28 protein-coding genes are annotated in these 24,292 nt (G+C 31.9%); 11 read left to right on the top strand and 17 right to left on the bottom strand.

The genetic code is table 11. From position 1 onward, the window contains the following. Nucleotides 1-67: 67 nt before the first annotated feature. The 3 genes from queC to queE are packed head-to-tail and all read left to right on the top strand — an operon-like array spanning nucleotide 68 to nucleotide 1,870. Nucleotides 68-736, top strand: a complete 669-nt coding sequence (gene queC / locus LQ673_RS12805) for a 7-cyano-7-deazaguanine synthase QueC (RefSeq protein ID WP_191836357.1) — start codon at nucleotides 68-70, stop codon at nucleotides 734-736. Continuing rightward, nucleotides 736-1,167 (top strand): 6-carboxytetrahydropterin synthase QueD, encoded by a 432-nt coding sequence (gene queD / locus LQ673_RS12800; RefSeq protein WP_191836358.1) that lies wholly within the window; start codon nucleotides 736-738, stop codon nucleotides 1,165-1,167. The genes queC and queD overlap by 1 nt, the downstream gene beginning before the upstream one ends. Further along, entirely contained in the window at nucleotides 1,160-1,870 is a 711-nt protein-coding gene (gene queE / locus LQ673_RS12795; RefSeq protein ID WP_119493789.1) for a 7-carboxy-7-deazaguanine synthase QueE, read from the top strand. The genes queD and queE overlap by 8 nt, the downstream gene beginning before the upstream one ends. A 96-nt stretch (nucleotides 1,871-1,966) precedes the next feature. On the opposite strand, the gene LQ673_RS12790 is transcribed toward queE, so the two are convergent. Together LQ673_RS12790 and LQ673_RS12785 are read right to left on the bottom strand one after the other, a co-directional pair. Beyond that, entirely contained in the window at nucleotides 1,967-2,635 is a 669-nt protein-coding gene (locus LQ673_RS12790) for a DUF1129 family protein (RefSeq protein ID WP_185805776.1), read from the bottom strand. Next, nucleotides 2,628-2,966 (bottom strand): PadR family transcriptional regulator, encoded by a 339-nt coding sequence (locus LQ673_RS12785; protein WP_025904753.1) that lies wholly within the window; start codon nucleotides 2,964-2,966, stop codon nucleotides 2,628-2,630. Before LQ673_RS12785 ends, LQ673_RS12790 begins: the two co-directional genes overlap by 8 nt. Nucleotides 2,967-3,151: 185 nt before the next feature. On the opposite strand from LQ673_RS12785, the gene LQ673_RS12780 reads away from it, so the two are divergent. Together LQ673_RS12780 and LQ673_RS12775 are read left to right on the top strand one after the other, a co-directional pair. Continuing rightward, nucleotides 3,152-3,793, top strand: coding sequence for a hypothetical protein (locus tag LQ673_RS12780; protein WP_037589261.1), 642 nt, complete (start codon nucleotides 3,152-3,154; stop codon nucleotides 3,791-3,793). A 51-nt stretch (nucleotides 3,794-3,844) separates the two neighbouring features. Continuing rightward, a complete protein-coding gene (locus LQ673_RS12775; RefSeq protein WP_025904751.1) occupies nucleotides 3,845-4,093 on the top strand; it encodes a GlsB/YeaQ/YmgE family stress response membrane protein in 249 nt (82 codons plus the stop codon). Nucleotides 4,094-4,148: 55 nt separating this feature from the next. On the opposite strand, the gene LQ673_RS12770 is transcribed toward LQ673_RS12775, so the two are convergent. From LQ673_RS12770 to LQ673_RS12730, 9 genes are all read right to left on the bottom strand, one after another. Then, nucleotides 4,149-4,880, bottom strand: a complete 732-nt coding sequence (locus LQ673_RS12770; RefSeq protein ID WP_239745068.1) for a YwiC-like family protein — start codon at nucleotides 4,878-4,880, stop codon at nucleotides 4,149-4,151. 76 nt (nucleotides 4,881-4,956) lie between these two features. Continuing rightward, complete coding sequence (locus tag LQ673_RS12765; RefSeq protein ID WP_191836360.1) at nucleotides 4,957-5,784, bottom strand: aldo/keto reductase; 828 nt, start codon at nucleotides 5,782-5,784, stop codon at nucleotides 4,957-4,959. Between the two features lie 13 nt (nucleotides 5,785-5,797). Next, nucleotides 5,798-6,520 (bottom strand): pseudouridine synthase, encoded by a 723-nt coding sequence (locus LQ673_RS12760; RefSeq protein WP_107572598.1) that lies wholly within the window; start codon nucleotides 6,518-6,520, stop codon nucleotides 5,798-5,800. Between the two features lie 205 nt (nucleotides 6,521-6,725). Then, nucleotides 6,726-7,043: a DUF3817 domain-containing protein gene (locus LQ673_RS12755; protein ID WP_025904747.1), complete on the bottom strand. Its 318-nt coding sequence runs from the start codon at nucleotides 7,041-7,043 to the stop codon at nucleotides 6,726-6,728. Between the two features lie 3 nt (nucleotides 7,044-7,046). Next, nucleotides 7,047-8,393: a hemolysin family protein gene (locus tag LQ673_RS12750; RefSeq protein WP_025904746.1), complete on the bottom strand. Its 1,347-nt coding sequence runs from the start codon at nucleotides 8,391-8,393 to the stop codon at nucleotides 7,047-7,049. A 234-nt stretch (nucleotides 8,394-8,627) separates the two neighbouring features. Then, the gene (locus LQ673_RS12745) at nucleotides 8,628-9,416 is read right to left on the bottom strand and encodes an alpha/beta fold hydrolase (RefSeq protein ID WP_037589265.1); all 789 of its coding nucleotides are present in this window, start codon (nucleotides 9,414-9,416) and stop codon (nucleotides 8,628-8,630) included. Between the two features lie 203 nt (nucleotides 9,417-9,619). Continuing rightward, the gene (locus tag LQ673_RS12740; RefSeq protein WP_191836361.1) at nucleotides 9,620-11,551 is read right to left on the bottom strand and encodes a PTS fructose transporter subunit IIABC; all 1,932 of its coding nucleotides are present in this window, start codon (nucleotides 11,549-11,551) and stop codon (nucleotides 9,620-9,622) included. A gap of 18 nt (nucleotides 11,552-11,569) precedes the next feature. After that, nucleotides 11,570-12,481 (bottom strand): 1-phosphofructokinase, encoded by a 912-nt coding sequence (pfkB, locus tag LQ673_RS12735; RefSeq protein ID WP_037589267.1) that lies wholly within the window; start codon nucleotides 12,479-12,481, stop codon nucleotides 11,570-11,572. Further along, nucleotides 12,478-13,239 carry a DeoR/GlpR family DNA-binding transcription regulator gene (locus LQ673_RS12730; RefSeq protein ID WP_126476684.1) on the bottom strand — a complete coding sequence of 254 codons (762 nt, stop codon included), beginning with the start codon at nucleotides 13,237-13,239 and terminating at the stop codon, nucleotides 12,478-12,480. Before LQ673_RS12730 ends, pfkB begins: the two co-directional genes overlap by 4 nt. A gap of 174 nt (nucleotides 13,240-13,413) precedes the next feature. Here LQ673_RS12730 and LQ673_RS12725 point away from each other — a divergent pair, with 174 nt between their 5' ends. Continuing rightward, the gene (locus tag LQ673_RS12725; protein WP_126476685.1) at nucleotides 13,414-14,607 is read left to right on the top strand and encodes a M20 metallopeptidase family protein; all 1,194 of its coding nucleotides are present in this window, start codon (nucleotides 13,414-13,416) and stop codon (nucleotides 14,605-14,607) included. 70 nt (nucleotides 14,608-14,677) lie between these two features. Here the strand turns inward: LQ673_RS12725 and LQ673_RS12720 are convergent, their stop codons facing one another. Both LQ673_RS12720 and LQ673_RS12715 read right to left on the bottom strand, forming a co-directional pair. Further along, entirely contained in the window at nucleotides 14,678-15,586 is a 909-nt protein-coding gene (locus LQ673_RS12720; RefSeq protein WP_025904740.1) for an aldo/keto reductase, read from the bottom strand. 11 nt (nucleotides 15,587-15,597) lie between these two features. Then, nucleotides 15,598-16,527 carry a CobW family GTP-binding protein gene (locus LQ673_RS12715; RefSeq protein WP_191836362.1) on the bottom strand — a complete coding sequence of 310 codons (930 nt, stop codon included), beginning with the start codon at nucleotides 16,525-16,527 and terminating at the stop codon, nucleotides 15,598-15,600. A gap of 201 nt (nucleotides 16,528-16,728) precedes the next feature. On the opposite strand from LQ673_RS12715, the gene LQ673_RS12710 reads away from it, so the two are divergent. Beyond that, a complete protein-coding gene (locus LQ673_RS12710; RefSeq protein WP_025904738.1) occupies nucleotides 16,729-17,175 on the top strand; it encodes a MarR family winged helix-turn-helix transcriptional regulator in 447 nt (148 codons plus the stop codon). A gap of 94 nt (nucleotides 17,176-17,269) precedes the next feature. On the opposite strand, the gene cydC is transcribed toward LQ673_RS12710, so the two are convergent. Further along, nucleotides 17,270-18,937 carry a thiol reductant ABC exporter subunit CydC gene (gene cydC, locus LQ673_RS12705; RefSeq protein WP_191836363.1) on the bottom strand — a complete coding sequence of 556 codons (1,668 nt, stop codon included), beginning with the start codon at nucleotides 18,935-18,937 and terminating at the stop codon, nucleotides 17,270-17,272. After that, complete coding sequence (locus LQ673_RS12700; RefSeq protein ID WP_239704778.1) at nucleotides 18,934-20,568, bottom strand: ABC transporter ATP-binding protein/permease; 1,635 nt, start codon at nucleotides 20,566-20,568, stop codon at nucleotides 18,934-18,936. The genes cydC and LQ673_RS12700 overlap by 4 nt, the downstream gene beginning before the upstream one ends. A 139-nt stretch (nucleotides 20,569-20,707) precedes the next feature. Between LQ673_RS12700 and LQ673_RS12695 the strand changes: the two genes are divergently transcribed. The 3 genes from LQ673_RS12695 (at nucleotide 20,708) to LQ673_RS12685 (ending at nucleotide 22,929) form a co-directional block, all read left to right on the top strand. Next, nucleotides 20,708-21,553, top strand: a complete 846-nt coding sequence (locus LQ673_RS12695; RefSeq protein ID WP_025904735.1) for an undecaprenyl-diphosphate phosphatase — start codon at nucleotides 20,708-20,710, stop codon at nucleotides 21,551-21,553. A gap of 84 nt (nucleotides 21,554-21,637) precedes the next feature. Then, entirely contained in the window at nucleotides 21,638-22,474 is an 837-nt protein-coding gene (locus LQ673_RS12690; RefSeq protein ID WP_239704780.1) for a hypothetical protein, read from the top strand. After that, nucleotides 22,474-22,929, top strand: coding sequence for a YaiI/YqxD family protein (locus LQ673_RS12685; RefSeq protein WP_227531867.1), 456 nt, complete (start codon nucleotides 22,474-22,476; stop codon nucleotides 22,927-22,929). The genes LQ673_RS12690 and LQ673_RS12685 overlap by 1 nt, the downstream gene beginning before the upstream one ends. A gap of 18 nt (nucleotides 22,930-22,947) precedes the next feature. On the opposite strand, the gene LQ673_RS12680 is transcribed toward LQ673_RS12685, so the two are convergent. Continuing rightward, on the bottom strand, nucleotides 22,948-23,199 hold the full coding sequence (locus LQ673_RS12680) for a hypothetical protein (RefSeq protein WP_078099953.1): 252 nt from the start codon (nucleotides 23,197-23,199) through the stop codon (nucleotides 22,948-22,950). Between the two features lie 75 nt (nucleotides 23,200-23,274). On the opposite strand from LQ673_RS12680, the gene LQ673_RS12675 reads away from it, so the two are divergent. Beyond that, a complete protein-coding gene (locus LQ673_RS12675; protein ID WP_037589271.1) occupies nucleotides 23,275-23,844 on the top strand; it encodes an LOG family protein in 570 nt (189 codons plus the stop codon). Here the strand turns inward: LQ673_RS12675 and LQ673_RS12670 are convergent. Further along, nucleotides 23,819-24,289, bottom strand: coding sequence for a 2-thiouracil desulfurase family protein (locus LQ673_RS12670; RefSeq protein WP_239704782.1), 471 nt, complete (start codon nucleotides 24,287-24,289; stop codon nucleotides 23,819-23,821). The two genes, LQ673_RS12675 and LQ673_RS12670, sit on opposite strands and share 26 nt — an antisense overlap. Between the last annotated feature and the right edge of the window lie 3 nt (nucleotides 24,290-24,292).

Raw genomic sequence — 24,292 nt, 5'->3', positions numbered from 1 at the left:
TAGACACCTACGTCTACCTTTTTATAGAAGGCAGGCTTTTTTTATGCCTTTATAAAGGAGAAACACTATGTCAGAAACATTAAAGAATGAAAAAGCAGTTGTTGTGTTCAGTGGCGGACAAGACAGTACAACATGCTTATTCTACGCGAAAGAACATTTTAAAGAAGTAGAATTAGTGACGTTTCAATATGGCCAACGCCATGATTTAGAAATTAAAGTTGCTGAAAATATCGCTAAAGAACAAGGATTAAAGCATCATATTCTAGATATGTCATTACTTTCACAACTATCCCCTAATGCATTAACAGACCATTCAATGCAAATAGAAAATGATGAAAACGGCATACCTAATACATTTGTGCCAGCACGTAATTTACTATTCTTATCATTTGCAGGTGCATTAGCATACCAAATTCGTGCTAAACATATTATTACAGGTGTTTGCGAAACAGACTTTAGCGGGTATCCAGATTGTAGAGATAGCTTTATTAAATCTATGAACTTATCCCTTAACTTATCGATGGACAAAGATTTCGTCATTCATACACCGCTCATGTGGTTGAATAAAAAAGAAACTTGGGCACTAAGTGATCAATTAGGTGCATTAGACTATGTTAGAGAAAAAACATTAACATGTTATAACGGTGTGATGAGTGATGGTTGCGGTGAATGTCCTGCTTGTAAATTAAGAAAACAAGGATTAGACCAATACCTAGAAACGAAAGGAAGTTTATAATGTTACAACAAATCTATCCGAGCGTTCAACACCCTTATGCTTTCGAACTGAATAAAGACTTTAATTTTTCAAGTGCACATTATATACCACATGAAGAAGCTGGTAAATGTATGAATGTACATGGGCACACATATTTTGTTAATTTAACAATTGCTGGCGACGAATTAGATAAAATGGGCTTTTTAGTGAACTTTAGCGAATTAAAATCATTAATCCATAAACGTTATGATCATCAACTTTTAAATGACTTTGAAGAATTCAAAGATTATAGTCCTTCAACTGAACAAGTTGCTCAAACTATTTATAATATCGTTCAAGCATCTCTAGATAAACGTGATAATCAACCTAAATGTGTACAAGTATTTGTGAGAGAAACACCTACAAGTTATGTCGTTTACCGTCCAACTAAGAAAGGTGACAACAATGCCTAAAATACCAGTGTTAGAAATCTTCGGTCCAACGATTCAAGGTGAAGGTGCAGTCATTGGTCAAAAAACGATGTTTGTTAGAACAAGTGGTTGTGATTATAGATGTAGTTGGTGCGATTCAAGTTTTACATGGGATGGCTCTGCTAAAGATGATATTCGATTACTTGAACCAGAAGATATTATTTCAGAATTAGATCAACTCGCTCCAAATAAATATCAACACGTTACGATATCAGGTGGTAACCCTGCTCTGATTAAAAATATCGGACCTTTTGTAGAAGCACTTAAAGCAAGAAATATAAAGACCGCACTTGAAACTCAAGGCTCTAAATTCCAAGAATGGATGACACTAATCGATGACTTAACGATTAGTCCTAAGCCACCAAGTTCTGGTATGAAACCTAATTTAACAATACTAGATGAAGTTATCGCACAATGTGTAGAAGAAAGTCTTTCACTCAAAGTTGTGATTTTCGACGAAGCAGACTATCAATTTGCTAAAGATATACACAAACGATATCCTTCTATCCCATTCTATTTACAAGTAGGTAATCCATATCTAGACGATAGCGTTTCAAACCATACTGAAAAATTACTCGAAAAATATGAACAACTGATCGATAAAGTAATGAATGATACTTTAAATGATATTTTTGTTCTACCTCAGCTACATACACTGTTATGGAGCAATAAAAAAGGTGTTTAATATTTCCTAGGAAATAGCATACACAATATAAAATAAGCACATCACTTACTTGAAAATTCTCATTAAGTGATGTGCTTATTTATTTTAGTCTATTATTTATACAGCTTTTGGCTGTCTTTTCATAACTTTATATATAACATAAATCGCAATCCCTAATATAAGGAAGATCCACCAAGGAATATAAACTTTCATCATATCTTTAAATACAAGATTAGGTACTAATATTAGAATTGCTGGTATAACACCAACTAATAGTCCAGCATATGCTGATTCTTTTATTTTCTTATATTTAGATTTATCAAAGATATATCTTTGGATAATATTGAATAATGCTTTAACAATAAAGAATCCACCTATTGGTACAATAAGTAATAGGAAAAGTGTAGATATAAGTGGTGTCTTATAATCAACAAATATACCTACGATACCTGTAATAACAAAATATATACTATAGAAGTAAGCTACACCCATTCCTACCATTTTTAAAATTGCTTTATTAGATTCATTCGGTAGTTCGTTTAATATATCATCGGCATGACCTTTAACATCATGACCGAAAAATTCAATTGCAGTTGTGCCATTTGAAACAGCTTCTAATAAATGATCAAGAACATCCATTAATATGACTTCTGATTCATGTTCATTTACGCGCAAGTCTGTTCTAACATATAACAAGAAATCTTCATAAACTTCTAAATCCGTTTCATTTAGCTGCTTTCTCTTCTCGTTGTTTTCTTTGATGAGTTGTTTAGTAGTTCTAGACATCTTCATTGCTCCCTTTTAACAATTTAGTAATAGGATCCTTAATTTCAAGCCATTCTTTTCGTACGATTTCTAATTCTTCGCGACCTTTATCTGTAATATAATAATATTTTCTTTTAGGTCCTTGTTCACTATGCTTAAACTCACTATAAATAAAATCCTTCTTCAATAATCTAAGTAAAATAGGATATATCGTTCCTTCACTTACATCGGTAAATTGATGTTCATTTAATTTGCGAGATAATTCATAACCATATACTGGTTGAGATTGTATGATAGATAAAATACAAGCATCTAATAACCCTTTTCTCATCTGTGTCTTAATTGTCGACATCTTAATAACCTCTTCCAATTTTTACAGCTATTTTGTATTACAAGATAGCTTACTTTTATACTATTAAAGTTTCCTTCATTTGTCAAAGGGTCTTTAATTTTTTTCACAAAACATATATTTAGTGATTATATGTTTAGAAATTGTTATAATTCTTAGATGAGACTATTTTAAGGCAGGAGACAGATATGGCATTCCTCGTTTCAATTAATATCATTCTGTGTATCGTCTTGATGTCATATAACTTTGTAGTAATGAATAAGAAATCGCGTATCAATCATTACGCTATTTCAATCACAATTGCTTTGAATGGTTTAATATCCTTTATAATCATCAAAGAAATCAACTTCATCACGATTGCTGTAACGACTATGTTACTTATATGGGCATTTTTACATACATGGATTCAAATTAAATACGTTCCAAACTACATTGAAAATCAATATTTCGTACTTTATATCATTACGATTGTATTTAGTATGTCTTTAAACATTGTTTATTTAGATAGTACACTTTCAATTTATCAATCTGTACCTTATTTAGGTGTCAGTTTATTTATATTTGGCCAAATCATTGCTTATTTATCGTTATTCACAGAACCTATTGAATCAGACGGTAAAAGGCTCGCAAAAATTTACCAAAATGGTATATATCGATACTTTATTCATCCGCGTTTAGTTGGTGAGATATTATCGATTGTGGCGTTAATATGTATGATTGTCCTTACGCCTCATTGGTTTCTATTAATACCAGTGTTCCTTTTTTATATTATGTTTATTTTATGGCAAAAGTTATTCAAAACTTCTTATTATGTTTCACATAGTGAATAACAGGGTACTTAAATATAGAAATAAGAAATATAAATAAGGAGGTACACTCAAATGGGCTTTATATTAATGTTAATCGTAGGTGGCCTAATAGGTTGGCTAGCAGGTGTTATATTAGGTAAAGATATACCTGGCGGCATAGTCGGTAATATTATTGCCGGTTTAATTGGTTCAGCGATTGGTGGTTCTTTACTTGGAGACCTAGGTCCAGTATGGGGTGGCGTCGCAATCATACCAGCACTAATCGGTTCAATTATTTTAATTCTTGTATTATCATTTATTTTGAAATTAATCAAAAAATAATTAATCTTCAATTAATAGATAAAGTTAAAGCAACCATCCGCGGATGGTTGCTTTTTTAATGTAAAAATATCGATCCAACTACTAATACAAATACTGAATTAGCTATTTCAATTAAACCTACATGCATAATTTTTATTTTCTTACCATATAAAACGATTGATCGTATTAAACTCGGTATATACATCAACATAACTAATGGATGTATAAAGAATCCTACAACAACTATACATAAATGATAAATCCAAGATGACCATTTATATTTTACGGATTTTTTCTCTCTAATCATCGTCTTAACGTATAAAATTGTACCGAAGAAATATAAGAAACTTAATATAAAGACTGGTAACCAAGATTGTACATCTGTTATAGATACATTTAAGAAAGCGCTGATCACACCAAATAAACAGAATATCAAGACAGCTATTAAATCATTAGTAAATGCTCTTTCATTTTTCTTTTTAGCAAAATAGGCATTTAATAGTGATAAAGGTACCATCAGTAGAAAAATCCATATCGTAACGGGTTTATGTAATACGATTGGTACAAAACATATGACGACAATCAAAGCAAATATGCCTGCCGTATAAATATAACCTATTATTTTCTTCCTTTTCTTTAAGTAGAAGAAAATTTGGTCACTCATGAAATAAGATGCCAGTACACCTAAATACAATAATAAATGAAAGTATGTAAAACCAGTTGCTGCAATTCCGAATGCGATTGGTAGTACAATCATTGACCATACGCCATGTTGATTTGGTTTTTTAAATTTAAACAAATAAAACACCTCCACAGTTTTATTTTACTAAAAGATGCATATGAAATACATCTTAATTCAAACAAATCTGTGAAGGTTCTATATTTTACTTCATATCTCCAATTTTAACTTCATCTGGATCTCTAAATTGTCGTTCATCTGTATTTAATTGGTCGATTTTGGCTAAATCTTCATCACTCAATTCAAAATCAAATACATCAAAATTCTCTCTGATTCTATTATCGTTTTGAGATTTTGGAATAACGAGTCTACCTTGTTGTAAATGCCATTTAATAATAACTTGGGCAACAGTCTTATTATACTGATCTGCTATACTTTGTAAATCTGCGTTATTTAACCATTCCCCACCTCTCATTAGTGGACTCCACGCCATTAATTTAATACTTTTACTTTCACAATATGCTTGTAATGCTTTTTGATTAAATAACGGATGAAACTCAACTTGGTTAACTGCAGGGATAACTTCAGTTTCAGCTAATAATTGATCTAAATGATGTTCTTTAAAATTACATACACCAATTGCTTTAATTTTGCCTTCTTTATATAACGTTTCTAATGCTTTATACGTCTCAATAAACAATCCGTCTGCAGGACATGGCCAATGAATTAAATACATATCGATATACGTAAGTTGCAATGATTCTAATGAGTCATTAAACGCTTTAATAGTTGCATCATACCCTTGGAAGTCATTCCATAATTTAGTTGTAATAAATAAATCTTCTCGATTAATATTGACTGTTTTTAAAGCTTCGCCTAATGCTTTTTCATTTTTATAAAACCAAGCTGTATCTATCGCACGATATCCTGCATCAATTGCAGTGTGGACGACTCTCTCAACATCTGCATCTCCAATTTTGTATACGCCTAAACCTAATTCTGGTATCTCTACATTGTTATTTAATTTAACCATTTTATTATCCCCTTTATTTAGATGTCATACGGTCTCTTTTAGGTGTATAAGCGAGCGAACGTGTCAGTTCTTCAAATTCTTCTTTCGTTAAATCACGCCATTCACCATATTTAATACCATCAAGCTTAATATTCATAATGCGTATTCTTTTTAATTTTTTTACATTATATCCTAACGTTTCACACATACGTCTAATTTGACGATTCAAACCTTGTGTTAAAACAATTTTAAATGTTCTATCATTAATTTGCGATACTTTCGCTGGAAGTGTCTTTTGATTTAAAATTTCAACACCTTCAGACATTTGCTTTAAGAAGTCTTTCGTTAAAGGCTTATCTACTGAAACGACATATTCTTTTTCATGATGATTTTCAGCACGCAAGATTTCATTAACGATATCTCCATCACTAGTAAGGAGTAATAATCCTTCTGAATCTTTATCTAATCTACCAATATGAAAAATTCTTTCATGGTGATTGACGTAGTCTACAACATTACCTTTAACATGTCTCTCAGTAGTAGATGTAATACCACGCGGTTTATTGAGTGCTATATAAACATAACCTTTATCAATTGTAATGACTTCACCATCAACCTTCACAACATCCGTACTTTCAACTTGAGACCCTAGTGTCGCATATTCGTCATTAATTTGAACGCGATTAGCACTTATCCATTTATCAGCACCTCTCCTCGAACATACACCAGCTTCACTTAGAAATTTATTAATTCTCATAAAAATGGTTCCTCTCTCAATCTATCTACTATATTCCCTATTTTACATGATGATCTTCATTAAAACAAAACAGTATGTGTCTATTTTGGACTTCTGACGACTTTTGTATGGGCTGCCTTAGTTACACTTCCACCGACTTTTGTAATTAATACAATAAAAAAAGAGCACAGGATCCAAATGTTTGTCCCATGCTCTTCGTATCAATTTATGATTGCGTTATCTTTTCATAAGATTTGCCATTTATAAAGAAATGATCAAATATAAATGTTCCAAAAGGAATAAAAGCTGTTATAAAAGCAATGACTGGCCACTTTATATGAATTCTAACAATCAGTGCCATTACCAATATCATAATGACATACATTGAAAATAATCCACCATGTATCATGCCTAATACTGAAACTACATTTGGATTACTCAACATATACTTGATAGGCATTGCTATAAATACTAATAACAGTAATGATCCACCTTCTAAATATCCTGTAAACCTAAATAATGATGTTAATGTAGTTTTGCTCACGTTTTAATCCTCGTCTTCTTCGTCTTCGTCAAAGATACTTTTTCTTTCTTTTATAAAATCTTTGTGTAAAGCAACTGTCTTAATTTGGTGATTTTCAACATCAATGACAACCCATTTATCATATTCTGTATCGACATAGTCGTCTTTTTCAATTTCTGGGTTATGTGCTTGTAACCAACCACCGATTGTATCAATATCGTCTGAATCTACAAATTCAATTCCGAATTTTTCTTCTAGTTCTGATAAAGTTACACGTCCATTAATTTGGTAAGTATCTTCACCAGTTTGAATGATATCATTTACTTCATCATCATCAAATTCATCACGAATTTCACCAACGATTTCTTCTAATATATCTTCCATCGTGATGACACCAGCTGTACCACCATATTCATCAATAACTAACGCCATATGAACATGATCTTTTTGCATTTTTACTAATGCATCACTAATTCTTGTAACTTCGTGAATAAGTGGTAAGTCATGTACGTAGTTATTAATTTTAATTTGTTCACCTGAAGCGTATTCTGTTAAAAATTCTTTAACATTGATAAAGCCTTTAATATGGTCTTTATCGCCATCTTCAGTAATTGGGTAACGTGTGTAATGATGTTCATTTATAATTTCTAATAATTCTTCAATATTAAATGGTTCTGTTAATGTAACCATTTGTGTTCTAGGTACCATGATATCTTTTGCTAATCTTTCATCGAATGAGAAAATATTTTGCATATAAGCTAATTCAGTGTGGTTGATTTCACCACTTTGATAGCTTTGAGTCATGATAAGCTTTAATTCTTCTTCTGACATTGCTTGTTCTTCGTTAGTAGGTTGAATACCTATTGCCCTAACTAGAATACGTGCTGCGCCATTCATTGACCAAATTAACGGTTTCATAACGATACCGAAATAATATAATGGTCGGCCGAAGACAAGTGTAAGTCTTTCTGCCTGTTGAATTGCTACCGTTTTTGGTGCTAATTCACCAACTACTACATGGATAAACGTTACAATTAAGAAACTGATCGCTATGGAGAAAGTTGTAGTTAATGCGTCTGGCAAGTTAAAGAAGTCTAATACAGGATGTATTAAAACTTCAAATGTCGGTTCACCAATCCAACCTAATCCAAGTGATGTTACAGTAATACCAAGCTGACATGCAGATAAATAATAATCTAGTTCTTTGATCATTTTATGTACAATTTTAGCTGATTTACTTCCTTCAGAAATTAATTGTTCAATTCTAGTTATACGCACCTTTACAAGCGCGAATTCAGATCCTACAAATACCATTGTAAATGCAATTAATATAAAGAATACAATAAAGTTTATTATGGTCGAAATTTCCAATTAGTTCCCTATTTCTAGGGATTCACCTCCAAATATTTTGCGGTGACGCTATGGCCACCTTTGTATGATTTTGTTCAATAAGTTTATTTATGATATACGTTTTCAAAACTAAATCCTTCCCATTTAGCGTCACCTCCCCCGATATTAGCATATTATTTTTAGTGTACCATATTTTTATCTCAATTTAAATGATATAAGAAAGAATGTAAATGTAGAAGTCTACACATACATTCTTTATATAGTCGTCGTTCCAACGTGTTGCATGATAAATTTAGAACTAATTTTATTAAAAGCTTCTGGTTGATCAATATTACATACGTGACCAGCTTGCTCTATTATTTCTATTGAAAAGTTTTCATTTTCTTTAACAAGTCTTTCTACTGGTGGCATAAATAAATAGTCTTCTTCTCCCATGATAAAGAGCGTTGGAATATCTCTTGTTGCAACTTGTAAATGTGCTAAATAAGGATTCACAAGCTTCGTTAATTTAACCCATTTAATAAATTGTTTTTGAGACACTTTCTTAGCTTCATTCACAAATCTCAAGCGAGATTCTTCATGAGCTTTCTTAGGCATAATGATGTAAGCAAATAATTTATAAAGCAACATATACGGTACAAAATTCATAATCGTACGGCCGATAGCTAACAAGAATTTAGTCCTTAAATTCACATTAATGATGGCCCCACCTAAAACCAATGTCGTTATTCTCTCCGGATATGATTGCGCCATTGTTTGACCAACAATTGTGCCAAGGCTCATACCAATAATATGTGTCTTGTCTATATTTAAATAATCCAATACATCTACAACTTCTTTTGCTAAATGTTCAAATGAATCATTTTTCTTCCATTCTTTATTCGCAGACTTCCCGTGCCCTCTTAAATCTACGAGTAATATATTAAAATGTTTCCTATAATATCTCATTTGTTTAAACCAAATTGAAGAACTACCACCAGCTCCGTGTATCAACGTAACCCATTCTGCGTCATTTGATTTAATAATTGTCTTGTAATATAACATTGTTCACATCTTTCCCTATGTTTACCATTTTCTACATATTATAATAATTTAATTTAATCATATAAAAATTTCCCCAACTTTTCAATTTTAAACATGTTAAATCAGTGTCATACTTTTGGCCGAGGATTTAAGGTAATGATAAAAAAAGCTGTCTACAAAGTCACAACTCTGTAGACAGCTTATAATTTAATACGATATATTGATTATTCTACTTCTTCAGCGATTTCAAGTTGCTCTTTCGTTAATTTAGGTTTAATAACACCATAAATAATTGCTGCAACTAATGCACCGATAACTACTGCTAGTAATGTTTGTAATACATGACCGAAGTCAGTTGCAAATATAACAAAGATACCGCCATGTGGTGCTTGAATTCTTGAACCTAATCCTAAAGCTAACGCTCCGCCAATACCTGAACCAACCATCATTGATGGAATGACACGTAATGGATCTGCTGCTGCAAATGGAATAGCACCTTCTGTAATGAATGATAATCCCATCACATAGTTTGGAATAATAGAACCTTTTTGTGCTTTCGTAAATTTCTTTCTAAAGATTAACATCGCTGTTGCAATTGCAATTGGTGGAATCATACCACCAACCATAGCTGCCGTAATTGCTGCTGCATTTCCTTCTGTTAACGCTGCTGTCGCAAATACATATGCCGCTTTATTAAATGGACCACCCATATCTATTGCCATCATTGCACCAATTACTAAACCTAATAACATAATATTAGAACCGGATAAGTTATTTAATCCATCTAATAATAAATTGTTTAACCATGCTGTTGGTGGATTCACCACGTACACCATAAGTAATCCAGTAAGTGATACTGATAAAATTGGATAAATTAATGTAGGTTTTAAACCTTCAAACATTTGAGGTAAGTTCTTAAATACATATTTGATACCTTCTGTTAAATAACCTGCAAGGAAACCAGCGATAATACCACCTAAGAATCCTGAACCACCTGCTACTGCTAACATACCGCCGACTAAACCGGATGCGAAACCAGGTTTATCTGCAATACTTCTAGCGATGAAACCTGCTAAAATAGGCACGATTAATTTAAAAGCACTTTCGCTACCAATCGACCATAAATTAGCTGCAAATTCGTTATATTGTCCACTCTTTGGATCGAATGAGTTTTCACCAAATAAGAATACGATTGCCATCAAGATACCACCAGATATAACGAGTGGTAACATATTAGAAACACCATTCATTAAGTGTTTATATATCGTCTTCGATACACTTTGTTTTTCATTGCTAGCAGCACTACTTTGTTTCGTACCTTTAGCTACGAATGGTTTACGAGATGTATCTTGCGCCATATTGATTAATTCTTCTGGACGTTTAATACCATCAGCAACCGGAACTTGAATTACATTTTTACCATCGAAACGATCTGTTTCAACATGCACATCCGCAGCTACAATGATACCTGATGCTTTTTCAATTTCTTCATCTGTTAAGTGATTTTTAATACCGCCTGAACCATTTGTTTCAACTTTAATAGGTACACCCATTTTTTTAGCTTGATTTTTCAATGCATCCGCAGCCATATAAGTATGTGCAATACCTGTAGGACATGCTGTTACAGCTAATACAAGTCCTTTTTCTGAATCCGCTTCTGCATTCGTTGCAGCTGCTGCTTCTGAAGTTTCATCTGAAGCTTCATCATCATGCTTATTAATGATATTTAATACTTCTTCTTTACTTTTCGCTTGTAATAACTCTGCTCTTACATCTTCATCCATCAAAATACCTGAAAGTTTTGCAAGGGCATCTAAATGTGTTTGTGCACCACCAGCTGGCGCAGCAATCATAAAGAATAAATGAGCTGGTTGCATATCTAATGATTGATAATCTACACCTTCAACAGATTTACCAAAAGCAATCGCTGCAGACTGTACAGCATCTGTTTTAGCATGAGGAATCGCAATCCCTTCACCAATTCCTGTTGTACTTTGTGACTCTCTTGCATGAATCGCTTCTTTAAAAGTTGCCTCATCGCTTAATTTCCCAGCGCTGTTTAATTGTGCAACTAACTCATCAATGACTTGATCTTTACTTGTTGCAGAAAGATCCATTGCAATGGTTTCCTTCGTTAATAGTTCTGTAATTCTCATTTTAATAACCTCCCTATTTTAAACATGTTTAATGATTACTTTAGAAATTATTTTTTCTATATCTTCTTTATTAGCTAAATCCGCATTAAATGCTGTTGCTGTACCACAGCTTACTGCCAATTTAAATGCTGATTCTATATCTTTGCCAGCTTCTAATCCTGCTACCATACCAGCAACAGTACTGTCACCTGAACCAACTGTATTCACAACTTGACCACTTGGTACGATAGCTTTTAATCGTGTTTGTTGATCCACATAAATAGCACCTTCTCCACCGAGTGAAACGATGACTGCTTGAGCACCTTCATTCAATAATTGCTCAGCACATTCAATAACTTCTTGATCTGTTTCAATTTGTTTATCAAATATTTCTTCTAATTCATGTTTATTTGGTTTAACAAATTTCGGATTATACGCTAATACTGATTTCATCAAATCTTTCTCAGCATCAACGATTAAATTTGCACCAGTTTGTTTAAGTATTTCTGCTACTTCTTGATAGACTGGATTTTGTAATGAACTTGGCACACTGCCCGCAATTATAACCGTATCTTCTGATTGCGTATTTTTCATTTTAGTTAAAAATTCTTCATAGTTATGTGGTTCAATATTTGGTCCCGGACCATTGATTTCAGTTTCTAAACCAGATTTTAATTTCACATTGATTCTTGTATCATCTTTAACCTCTACGAAGTCAGTTAAGATGTTTGCTTGATTAAGTGCATCTTTAATAAAATCTCCAGGAAATCCACCTATAAAACCTGTTGCTGTACTTTTGATATCTAATGTTTGAAGTACTCGAGAAACATTGATACCTTTTCCACCAGCAAACTTGTTTGTTTCATGTGCTCTGTTTAATTCACCTACTTCAAATTGATTGGTAAACATTACATAATCAATTGATGGATTAAACGTAACTGTATATATCATTTTTGTCCTCCGTTAATGTTATATTTTTCTTTAAATTGATTTAAATTATTTAATGTTTGAATCGCTTTTTGTGAAGTTAGTATCTCTATTGATTTATCATATGTTACTTCCGCAAACGATACTTCATTAAATTTAGAATGATCTAACAAGACATATACTTGAGATGCTAAATGAATGGCCGTTTCTTTCATTTCTGATTCGTAAGGGTCTGGTGTCGTTAACCCATAGTTCAAATCAATGCCATTCATACCAATAAAAGCTTTGTCAAAACGATATCTTTCAAGGGATTTAACTGCATTTACGCCTATATTCGCAAATGTCGTTGCCTTTACTTCTCCACCTGTCATATAAACAGAAATGCCTTTCTCTAATAACGGTCTTACATGTGTTAAACCATTTGTCACAACGATAATATCTTGTTGTGTAATGAACGGAATCATTTCTAAAGTAGTTGTCCCAGCATCTAAATATATCGTATCTCCATCTGAAATTTGACTGACAGCTAATCGTGCAATCTCTCGTTTTTCATCTTGATGTCGCGATTCTTTATCTGTCATATTACGCTCTTCATGGCGCTTTGTTATTTGAGTTGCACCACCATGAACTCTTTTGAGCATACCTCTTTCTTCAAGCTGAGATAAATCTCTCCTAATTGTTGATGTACTTGAATTCGTCAAATTAATAAGTTCTTGTAGAGATACTGTTTCCCGTAGATTAATCTCTTCTAATATTAATTGATGTCTTTCAGTCGTTAACATACAATCTCCCCTATTCCTCTACATAATAAAACGTTTTCATTTCATTGTCAATCACTTTCGTTCACAATCAACCAAAATCAACCAAAATTTTTTAGTTGTTTTATAAGTGCAATCATTTTATACAGTAAAAGATTACTGTTAATACTTTTCTAGTATAATTTTAGGAGGTAAATCATGAATAATTTAAAAGAAAAGCTTTTTAACCTAATTGAAAAGAAAGAAAGTGCCATGATTGATATTAGAAGGCATTTGCATCAACACCCAGAACTATCATTTGAAGAAACGCAAACTGCTGAATATATTAAATCATTTTACGAAGGCAAAGATGTTAAAGTAACACAACCTTTAGAAAAAGAACATGCTATTATTGTAGAAATTAAAGGTGGTCAAGAAGGTAGAACGATTGGTTTAAGAGCTGACTTTGATGCTTTACCTATAACAGAAGAAACAGATGTTCCTTTCAAATCACAAAATGAAGGTGTTATGCATGCTTGTGGTCATGATGCTCATACTGCTTATTTAATGGGGCTTGCAGATGCACTTATTGAAATTAAAGAAGAATTACCTGGCACAGTTAAAATCATTCATCAACATGCTGAGGAGAAACCTCCTGGTGGTGCTAAAGCACTTGTAGAATCTGGTGCACTTGATGACTTAGATGAAGTTTATGGTATCCACATCGTTCCAGTAGCTGGACCAGAATTTATTGGTTACAATAAAGGACCTTCATTCTCAGGAAGTTCAACATTCAAGTTGACGATTAATGGTTTAGGCGGACATGCAGCAAGTCCACACAAAACACATGACGCATTAGTTGCTGGGACAAACTTTGTAAATGCTATTCAAACGATTGTATCAAGACGTATCGATCCATTAGATATGGGTGTCGTTACGATTGGCGCATTCGAAGCACCAGGCGGATACAATGTAATTCAAGATAGCGTTACAATCAAAGGTACTGCTAGATATTTAAATCCCGAATTAGAAGAAACAATGTATCAAGAAATCAAAAAAATTGCAGATAGTGTTGCAGTAGGCTTTGATATTGAATATGACTTAGATTATCAATTTGGTTATCCTGTACTTTACAATCACCCGGAACAAACTGATAAAGTAGCAGAAATATTATCAAATAGTAAAGGTGACTATTTCCAACAATTAGTTGAAATACCTCAAGTTACAGGTTCAGAAGACTTCGCATACTATCTACAAAAAATTCCTGGTTCATTCTACATTGTAGGCAGTAAACCTGAAGGCGTAACAGAACCATATATGAATCATCACCCTAAATTTGATGTGAATGAAGATTGCTTGCAAGTTGCAGCAAAATCTTTAGGAGAAATTACATTAAACAGACTAGAAAAATAAATATTATTAAAAATAAATGAGGCTGGAACCTGTATATTGGTTCTAGCCTCATTTTTATATCATTATCATACTATAATATATCTTCACCACGTGATGCGACATAAATATCGAACCACTCTTGATCTGTTAATTGTAATTTCGTAGCATTTACAGCTTCGTCAACTCTTTCTATCTTACTTGAACCTACAATTGGCATTACTTTTGATGGCAATCTGAGTAACCAACTGTAAATCACTGTGCTCACTGATACGTTATATTTTTCTGCTAACGGTTGTATAACTGCCATAATGCGTCTTGCTTTTTCATCATTTTGATCAAATAATTTACCACCAGCTAATGGACTCCATGCCATTACTTTAACATCATGTTGCAACATTCTATTTAATGTACAATCTTCAATATTTTCAAGTTGATATGGTGAAACTTCAACTTGATTAACTGAGATATGAGACATTTCTTTCTTCAAACTTTCATTTAATAATTCATATTGATTACATTTAAAGTTTGAAACACCGAATGCTTTTATTTTTCCTTGTTCAACTAAATGCATCACTGCACGCGTTACTTCATCTGGATCCATTAATGGAGATGGACGATGAATCAGTAGCGTATCGATGTAATCCGTCTTAAGATTTAATAGCGATTTATCAACTGATTCAATAATATGATCATAACTTTGATCATATCGATGACCAGTATTTTTAGCAATTTGATCATTCGGTAAAATAATACCGCATTTTGTGACGATTTCAATTTTCTCTCTTAAATTAGGTGTTAATGCTAATGCATCACCAAATAATGATTCACATGTATAATTACCATATATATCCGCATGATCCATTGTTGTAATGCCTCTATCAACTATTTCATGTATGAAATCATTTAATTGTTGATTGTTATAACCCCATTCATTCAATCTCCAAAAACCATGTACAATTCTAGAATAACTAACATGTTTATTTATACGAATTCTTTCCATCCCATCATCTCCTAAGAAAAATTCAACATATCTAACTTGTTACGAATACTTGCTTTATCTATAGATTCACCTATTATGACAATTGTTAAAGGCATATTCATTATTTCTGGTTCATATTGAGGTACCCCAAATGCATATTGAAATAAATAAGTTTGTTCTGGTTCTTCTCTAAATTTAACAAATCCTTTAATTCTAAGAATTGAATCAGGTAATTGTCTTAAGAAATTCATTAATAATTCCATTTCTATCGGACCACTAAATGTATAATTTATGGATTGAATACCGTGATGATGACTATGTTTAGCTTGAAGTGACAAAGCCTCATTTACAGGTATTTCAACACCATCAATATTTGAAAACTGCGTAAAGTGTAGAACTGGTTGATGCTTAATCGTTTGTAATGACGTTTCTAATGACGCTTTTTCTTCAGTAGATAATTCATCAGACTTATTAATAATAATCAAATGTGAATATAACATTTGTTCTTCCATTAATTGCTTCGTCTGAACGGTATATCTCGATCTTTCTAAATATCTTTTCCCGTCCATTACACCAATAATTGTTGGCATTTCAACTTTATCTACTAATGTAGGGTTTTGACATGCGTCTACTACTTCTACAGGATGCGCAATACCAGTCGCTTCAATTAATACAAGATCAGGCTGGTCTTTATGATATAAATTATGTAATACAACTTCAATATCATCTTTCAATGAGCAGCATATACAACCATTTAATAAACTTTGAGTAGAGACATCATCACCTAACAAATTGCTATCAACATCAAAAGAACCAAATTCATTCATAATGATTGCGACCTTTTGACCAGATTCCTTTGCTTTCATGATGAGTCTTTGAAGTAATGTTGTTTTACCACTACCTAAAAAACCTGTCAAAATTGTTACTGCCATTTTATTTTTATTCTTCATACTTTGACTCATATTCAAACCACCTTTCTGTAATTATATGATATAAGTTCAGAAACTACAAAGACTTAAAGTTTATCCTATAACTTATACTTTAAATATTTATAAATTACACACCACTAAAATATTTACAAAATAAAATTATTCATTATATAATGAATTAGGAGATTTCAAAAAAATAATGAACCATTGCATTTGTAGTTTGGGGGAAAGATTATGCCGGATAAATTAGATATCCAAAACCAATTGTGTTTTAATTTGTATAATGCGCAACGACAAGTTAACCGCTATTATTCAAACAAAATTTTCAAGACGTACAATATTACATATCCACAATATTTAGTATTAACGATTTTATGGGAAACCGCACCGGTCAATGTCAAAAAGCTTGTAACAGACTTAGCCCTAGATACAGGTACTGTATCCCCTTTATTAAAAAGAATGGAAAATTTAGATTTAATCAAACGTGTACGTTCTGAATTAGATCAAAGAGAAGTGTTTGTTCATCTAACTGAAAAAAGTGAACAAATGAAACCACATTTACACCAAGCTTCACATTTAATTCAAGATGTATCAGAGTTAAATGATGAAGAAACTAATCAATTAAACAACTTATTACAAAAATTGATCAATAATGTAGATAAAATCAATCAAGAAAAATAATACAGCAAGCATCTATCATCTTGCTCAAAATAAATAAGCATATCACGCAACTGAATGCTCAGTTTAAAGTGATATGCTTATTTTTTTCTAGTATTTATTCTAATTGTTCATTATATTGAATGACTTTATATAAATAACCTTGTTCTTTAATGAGTTGAGAATAACTACCTTGTTCTATGATATGTCCTTCATTCATGACGATTATATGATCGAAGCTTTGTAAATATTTCAAGTTATGCGTCACAATCACAATTGTATCATCTTTATTTAATAAGAGATTCATAACATTTTCTTCGTTTTCTTCATCTAATGAAGCTGTTGGTTCATCAAGCAACCATATTTGTGCTTTTCTTAACAATAATCTTGCTAATGATAAACGTTGACGTTCCCCACCTGAAATATTCTCAGCGTTTTTAGTTAGCTGCTGATCTAAGTTTAAATGATTTAAATTTACGGCAGCAAGAACGTTTGTCATCAGCTCATCTTCTACTTCAATTAATAAATTCTCTCTTACTGTGCCTTCGAAATAATGATTATGTTGCAACATTGTATTGATTTCATTCACATAATCTTCTTGAATCACATGAGACAACTGTTCATTTTTATAGGATAAAGTACCATCGTTCACACTATATAATCCCATTAATATATTAAGCATCGTTGTCTTACCTGAACCTGAAGGACCTATAATAGCTACATGATCTCCTTTATTTATTTCAAAGTTAATTTGAGATAACGTTTCTCTTTCTTGAAAATCATATTTAAACATTACATTCTCTGCTTTATACAATGCATGATTTTGAACTGAACGTTCTTGAGGTAATTCAAATGATTGATTGATGACTTCTTCAATATTTTTAAGACTTCGCTCTGTATCCGCTTTGTAAAAAGCAACATTAGTCATCGGGATAGCTTGTTCAAATAACGTAATTGTAATCATTAATATACTCGCAAAGAATACAGCGTTTAATACACCTTCTTGAATTTGCCAAATACATAAGATCGTCATACACCAAATACTCACCATCGATGATAAATTCAGCATAAAGTCATAAGAACTTAAAAATTTCTGTTCTTTATATTTTTTATCTTCATATTGATATTGTTTATTTAACACTTTCTCTTTAAATGCACGATATTGTTGGAATCTTTTTAATTCTGAACGTCCTTTTTCAAAATCAAAGTATTCAGCAACATATGTTTCTTCACTTTGTTGAACAGATTCAGCCAAACTTTCAGCTCTTTTAGCTGATAAATAAGGGATGATGATGACTGACATCAACATTGAAAGTCCTATAATCACACCTGCATATATATTGAAATTAATCATCACGAGTATTGTTATAACTGTCGTTATAATAATAACAATTGGTGGATAATAAACTCTGAGTAAAATATTTTGTAATCGTTCAACGTGGTTTACCATTTGCGTTAATAAATCGCTCGAACGGTATCTTCTAAATACGTTTGGAACGATTGGAATGAGTTGATTAAACAAGTTAACACGTATATCTCTCAACATTGTAAATGTAGAACGATGCGAATATAATCTTTCGAAATATCTAGTTATTGCACGAACAAAACCGAATAACTTAATAGATACAATTAAAATCATTAATGCATATAAAGGTGTTCCAAGCGCACTTTTAGATATCATATATCCACTTAAAGCAAACATTCCAAGTGCAGTTAGCATGCCAAATACGCCTATTACAATAGAAAGATAGAAGTCTTTATCAAATTTAATTTTTAATTTTTTCATGACGTAGCACCACCTTTTTGAGATGCGTCATATGATTGAACTGTTCCATTATGAATTTCTATATAATCAGTGGCATATCTCAACACTTCTTTTCGATGTGCGATTGTGAGAATAGTCTTTTGATGCGCAAATTGGTTAACAGTTTGCACGATAAGTTGTTCGGTTTCAATATCTAATCCAGTTGTCGGTTCATCAAAAATAACCACATCTGGATCAAGTAATAGTAATCTGGCTAGTTCTATTCTTCTCATTTCTCCACCAGACAACATTTCATAACCATCACCAATCATCGTATGCATACCTTTAGATAATTGTTTTACTTTTTCAAGTAAACCCACTTCAGTTAACACTTCACTAACACGATTTTCATCATAATTTTGGAACATTGTGACATTTTCATACAAAGATGCGCTGAAAATATAAGGTCTTTGGGATAGATACCCCATTTTGAGTGGTTTTTTATAAATAATCTTACCTTCATTGGGATTCAATTCATTTAACATAAGTTTGATTAATGTCGATTTACCTGCACCACTCGGTCCAATAATTGCTGTATGATGATTTTCTTTTATACTTATATTGATTTGATCAAATGCAAAATCTTTACGCTCTGGGTAAGTGAATGACACATGATCAAATTGAATGATATCTTCATCATTCATATTTGAATAAATTTGAATGTTTGAAGCTTGTATAGATTCTTCATTATTCATATCTTCAATCAATTCTATATAACCTTCACTTTGTTTACCCGTATGGAAAGCTTGTCCTAGGTCTTTAATCGCATTATAAAATTCTGGTGCTAATAATAAAGTAATAATGGCAACTACAAAAGATACATCGTGAAATACGATTAATCTTAACCCTACTTCTAGCGCAACTATACCTATTCCAAGCATCGAGATAAATTCCAACATTAAGCCTGATAAGAAGGCACTTTTCAAAATTTCCATCGTTAAATCTCTAAATGACGTACTTGATTTATAGATTTTTTCAGTCGTTTCATGTGTTCGATTGAAAAGTTTTAACGATACGAGACCTTTTGTTAAATCTATAAATTCTGCTGCAAATTGATCTAACGATTGCATTTGGTCTTTCGCTTTATCACGAGTTCTCAGCCCAAATACAATATAGAACAGTGGAATAAACGGCGCTGTAATCATCATAATTAACGCAGCTGGCCAATGAATAAAGAGTAATGTAACGATAATCGATACTGGGATAATGGTTGATTTGAAGACTTGTGGCAAATATGATTCATAAAAAGGATGTATACCCTCAACCACTTCAGTAATCATTGTTATTTTAGTTCTATCTGTTTCATTATTTATCAATTGATGTCTAACATCTCTTTTAACTTTATAAGAAAGTTTTTGTCCTGATAATTGATTAAGGTAGTTAAAGCATGCTCTTAAAAGCAATACAATGAGCAAGATTGCTAGCCATAAATAAAGTTGTTGTCCATTTGATTTTACGACGAGCATTTGGTTAATAATTTTTCCTAAATATATATTTTGAAATACGACTGTTAAACTTAATAAAAACGAAGCGAGAAACATAAATATTTGCAACGTTTTATACTGCATACTATACTTTGTTAAATCTTTCACAATCTCACCACCTTGTTCCATTATAACGCCTTTACGAAAAAAATAAACTAAAATGTATTATTAAATATTAGCATATTACAATGTAATATTTGGTACAATGATGATACGGTGATTGTCTCTAGATAACCACAGACTTTCATAAAAACAGAGGAGCAAAGCTATGTTTATATTAGAATTAATAAAAGCTATTATATTAGGTATTGTTGAAGGTTTAACAGAATTCGCACCTGTTTCATCTACAGGTCATCAAATTTTAGTAGATGATATGTGGTTAAAATCTAAAGCCTTTCTTGGAAGCGAATCAGCATTCACATTTAAAGTTGTGATCCAATTAGGTTCGATCCTTGCAGCAGCATGGATATTTAGAAATCGATATTTTGAAATGTTACATATTAAACAAAATGAACAGCAAAAAAGAAAATTAAAATTATCACATATTATTGTCGGGCTTGTACCAGCTGGTATTCTCGGACTATTATTTGATGATTTCATTGAAGAACATTTATTTAGTGTCCCAACTGTATTAATCGGTTTATTACTTGGAGCTATATATATGATTGGTGCGGATATGTATTCTAAACGCGTCACAAATCCACACAAAGTAGATGATATGAACTATCCAAAAGCATTTGTAATTGGCCTATCTCAAGCAATTGCATTATGGCCAGGATTTAGTCGTTCAGGTTCAACTATTTCAACAGGTGTCTTCTTAAAGTTAGATCACAAGGCAGCTTCTGACTTTACATTTATTATGGCAGTACCTATTATGTTTGCAGCAAGTGCAAAAGCGTTACTTGGAAATCTACAATTTATAACATTAGATCAAATACCTTTCTATATTGTAGGGTTTATCGCATCATTTATATTTGGACTGATTTCAATCAAATTATTCTTAAAACTGATTAATAGAGTAAAATTAATACCTTTTGCGATTTATCGTATTATTTTAGTTATTATTATTGCTATTGCATATTTCGGTTTTGGAATTGGTCAGAATATCGGCTAACACATCGTACCAATCGTTTGAAGATTATGATATAGGGTATTGGAGTAAGATATATTATAAGAAATAACTACGGAGGAATGACTCATGAATGATAAAGTTAAATTAATTGTTAACACATTACCACTTGTATTAGTACCATTAATTAGAGAACGCAAAAAAATAAAAGAACATCCAGATGTTAAACATGTAACTGAGACGACTGTTGATTTTTCACATAAAGTAAAAGATAAAACAATCGAAACGAAAGATAAAGTTGCAGAAAAAACACAACCTGTAAAATCATATGTCGTTCAAAAGAAACGTTTATATGAGTACAACAAACAAATGAAACAACCTTTTAAAGAAGAACAAAAAGAAGCAAAACAACAACAAAAAGAAATTGATCATTTAGATAAAAAACTTCAAAAAAATATCGATGCTCGTAAAAAAGAAGAAGAAAAAGCACAAAAAGAAAATAAAAAAGCGCGTATTAAAGAACTCACACACTACCAAAAGCTTGAAGAACAACAAGCTAAAAAAGGTGAAAAACTTCAAAAAGAAAACGAAAAAGATGTATCTAAGTTAGATAAAAAGTTACAAAGTAATATCGAAGCACGTGAACAAGAAGAACAAAAATTAGAGCAACAAAACAAAGAAGAACGCATTAAAGAAATAAAGAAATATGAGGGACATCAAATGAACACAGCAACTACACAAAGCAGTCATGCAAAATCAATCAACGACGTAAGCTCTAAACAAGCAAAACCAAACATTCAAGAATTAGTCAATGAAAGAGTTAGAAATGAGAAAGAAGAAAAATCTAGTCATCTTCTATTTAATCAACATAGATCGTCTATGTCTCAACATATCAGTCAATTTCCATATGATGAACATACATCTGAACATAAAAAATCTAAAAAAAGATTTCGCCGCAATAAATGATTAACAGAATTATTATAGATGGAGATGCTTGTCCAGTTACGGATGATATCATTCGCTTAACTCAACATACAGGCATCTCTGTTCTTATTATTAGAAGTGTTAACCATTTTTCACTAACAGAATATCCCGATTATGTTTCAACAATATATGTTGATCATGGTGCTGATAGTGCAGACTTTAGAATTGTCAAATTGACGCAACCAGATGATATCGTTGTAACGCAAGATTACGGACTAGCGAGTCTTCTATTAAATAAAGCCCTTCACGTTATCCACCATAAAGGTTACGAGTATACGCCTCAAAATATTGAACAACTGTTAACGCAAAGACATATTTCTGCTCAAGTACGTCAACAAGGTGGTAGAACGAAAGGTCCTAAAAAACTCACACAAGAAGACCATAAAGTTTTTTCAGAATTTCTATCAAAATTAATAAAAAAACATTCTGGACAATGATAATCGTCCAGAATGTTATTATTCTATCATTTGTTTTTTAGCTTTTTCTAAATTAACTTTATCTGTTTCTTTCATTTGTTCTAATTCTAAACGCATCTTATCTGTTTCTAATAGATAGTTCTCATGCTTTAGTTTCTCAAGTTCTAATTCATCTTTAACACGTTGGGATTTAATTTTTTCTATTCTAACCGTTTTACTTTGATGGTTTTTTATAAGACCCGCTACTGATGAAATAAGTACAATAAGCACGACCATTAAAAATATATTCACAGTTATACCCCCTTCTTAAATAAATAGAAGTATCTTTTAAGTTATTATACTACATATGTGAGAGGAGTAATATATATGAAGAAAATTGCTGTTTTCTGTGGTGCAAGTAAGGGAAATGACCCAATTTATACAGAACAAGCTTATGCGTTAGGTAAATATTTAGCCGAAAATAAATATGAATTAGTATATGGTGCCGGATCAACTGGCATGATGGGAGCAGTAGCCAATGGTGTCATTGACCATGATGGTATTGCTATTGGCGTAATGCCAAGATTTTTAGGAGAACGTGAAATCGCTCATGAAAATTTAACAGAATATCATGTTGTCGAAACAATGCATGAAAGAAAACAAATGATGTCTGATATGGCTGATGCATTCATTATGTTACCTGGTGGTGCTGGTTCTTTAGAGGAATTCTTTGAAATTTATACATGGTCTCAAATAGGACTACATCATAAACCAATTGGTGCATTAAATACTAAACAATTTTTCAATCCATTAAGTTTAATGATTGATCATTTAATATCGACTGAATTTATCAGTTCAGATTATAAAAATTTAGCGATTATTAAAGAAAATATCGATGATTTATTTAGTGCTATGAAAATGGCACAACCCGTTAAACTTCGTGATTATCAAAAATAGTTAAAAATGTTTTTTCATCATAGACGTTAATATCATTTAATGTAAAGAGGGCTGTCGTAACACCGACACCTTCTTTTTTATTTCCCGTAAATGTACCATCGTATATAACAGTACTACCACATGAAGGACTGTCACTTTTCAGAATAACTGTATCGGCATTTAAATCTTTAATAATAGAGAGTGCACGTTTAGCGCCTTCTTTAAATTGTATTGTGACATCACGACCTGTAACAGTCATGACCTTTGCTTGATCATTCCACACAGCATAACCATCTCCTCCGATGATTTCTGCTGGTTCTCTTGGAACTTGTAAGCCACCTAATATTTCAGGACAAATACTAATCGCTTTCTTCTCATCTATTAAATTCTTATAGAATAAATCCAACTTATGGTTGCCATCATACCTTACTTTTTCTCCAACTAAACATGCACTAATAACGATCATATC

Source organism: Mammaliicoccus sp. O-M54, from assembly GCF_022386035.1.
Classification (GTDB): Bacteria; Bacillota; Bacilli; order Staphylococcales; family Staphylococcaceae; genus Mammaliicoccus; species Mammaliicoccus sciuri_A.
Note: the sequence above shows the minus strand (reverse complement) of the source record. Positions and strands in the feature narration are given on the sequence as shown.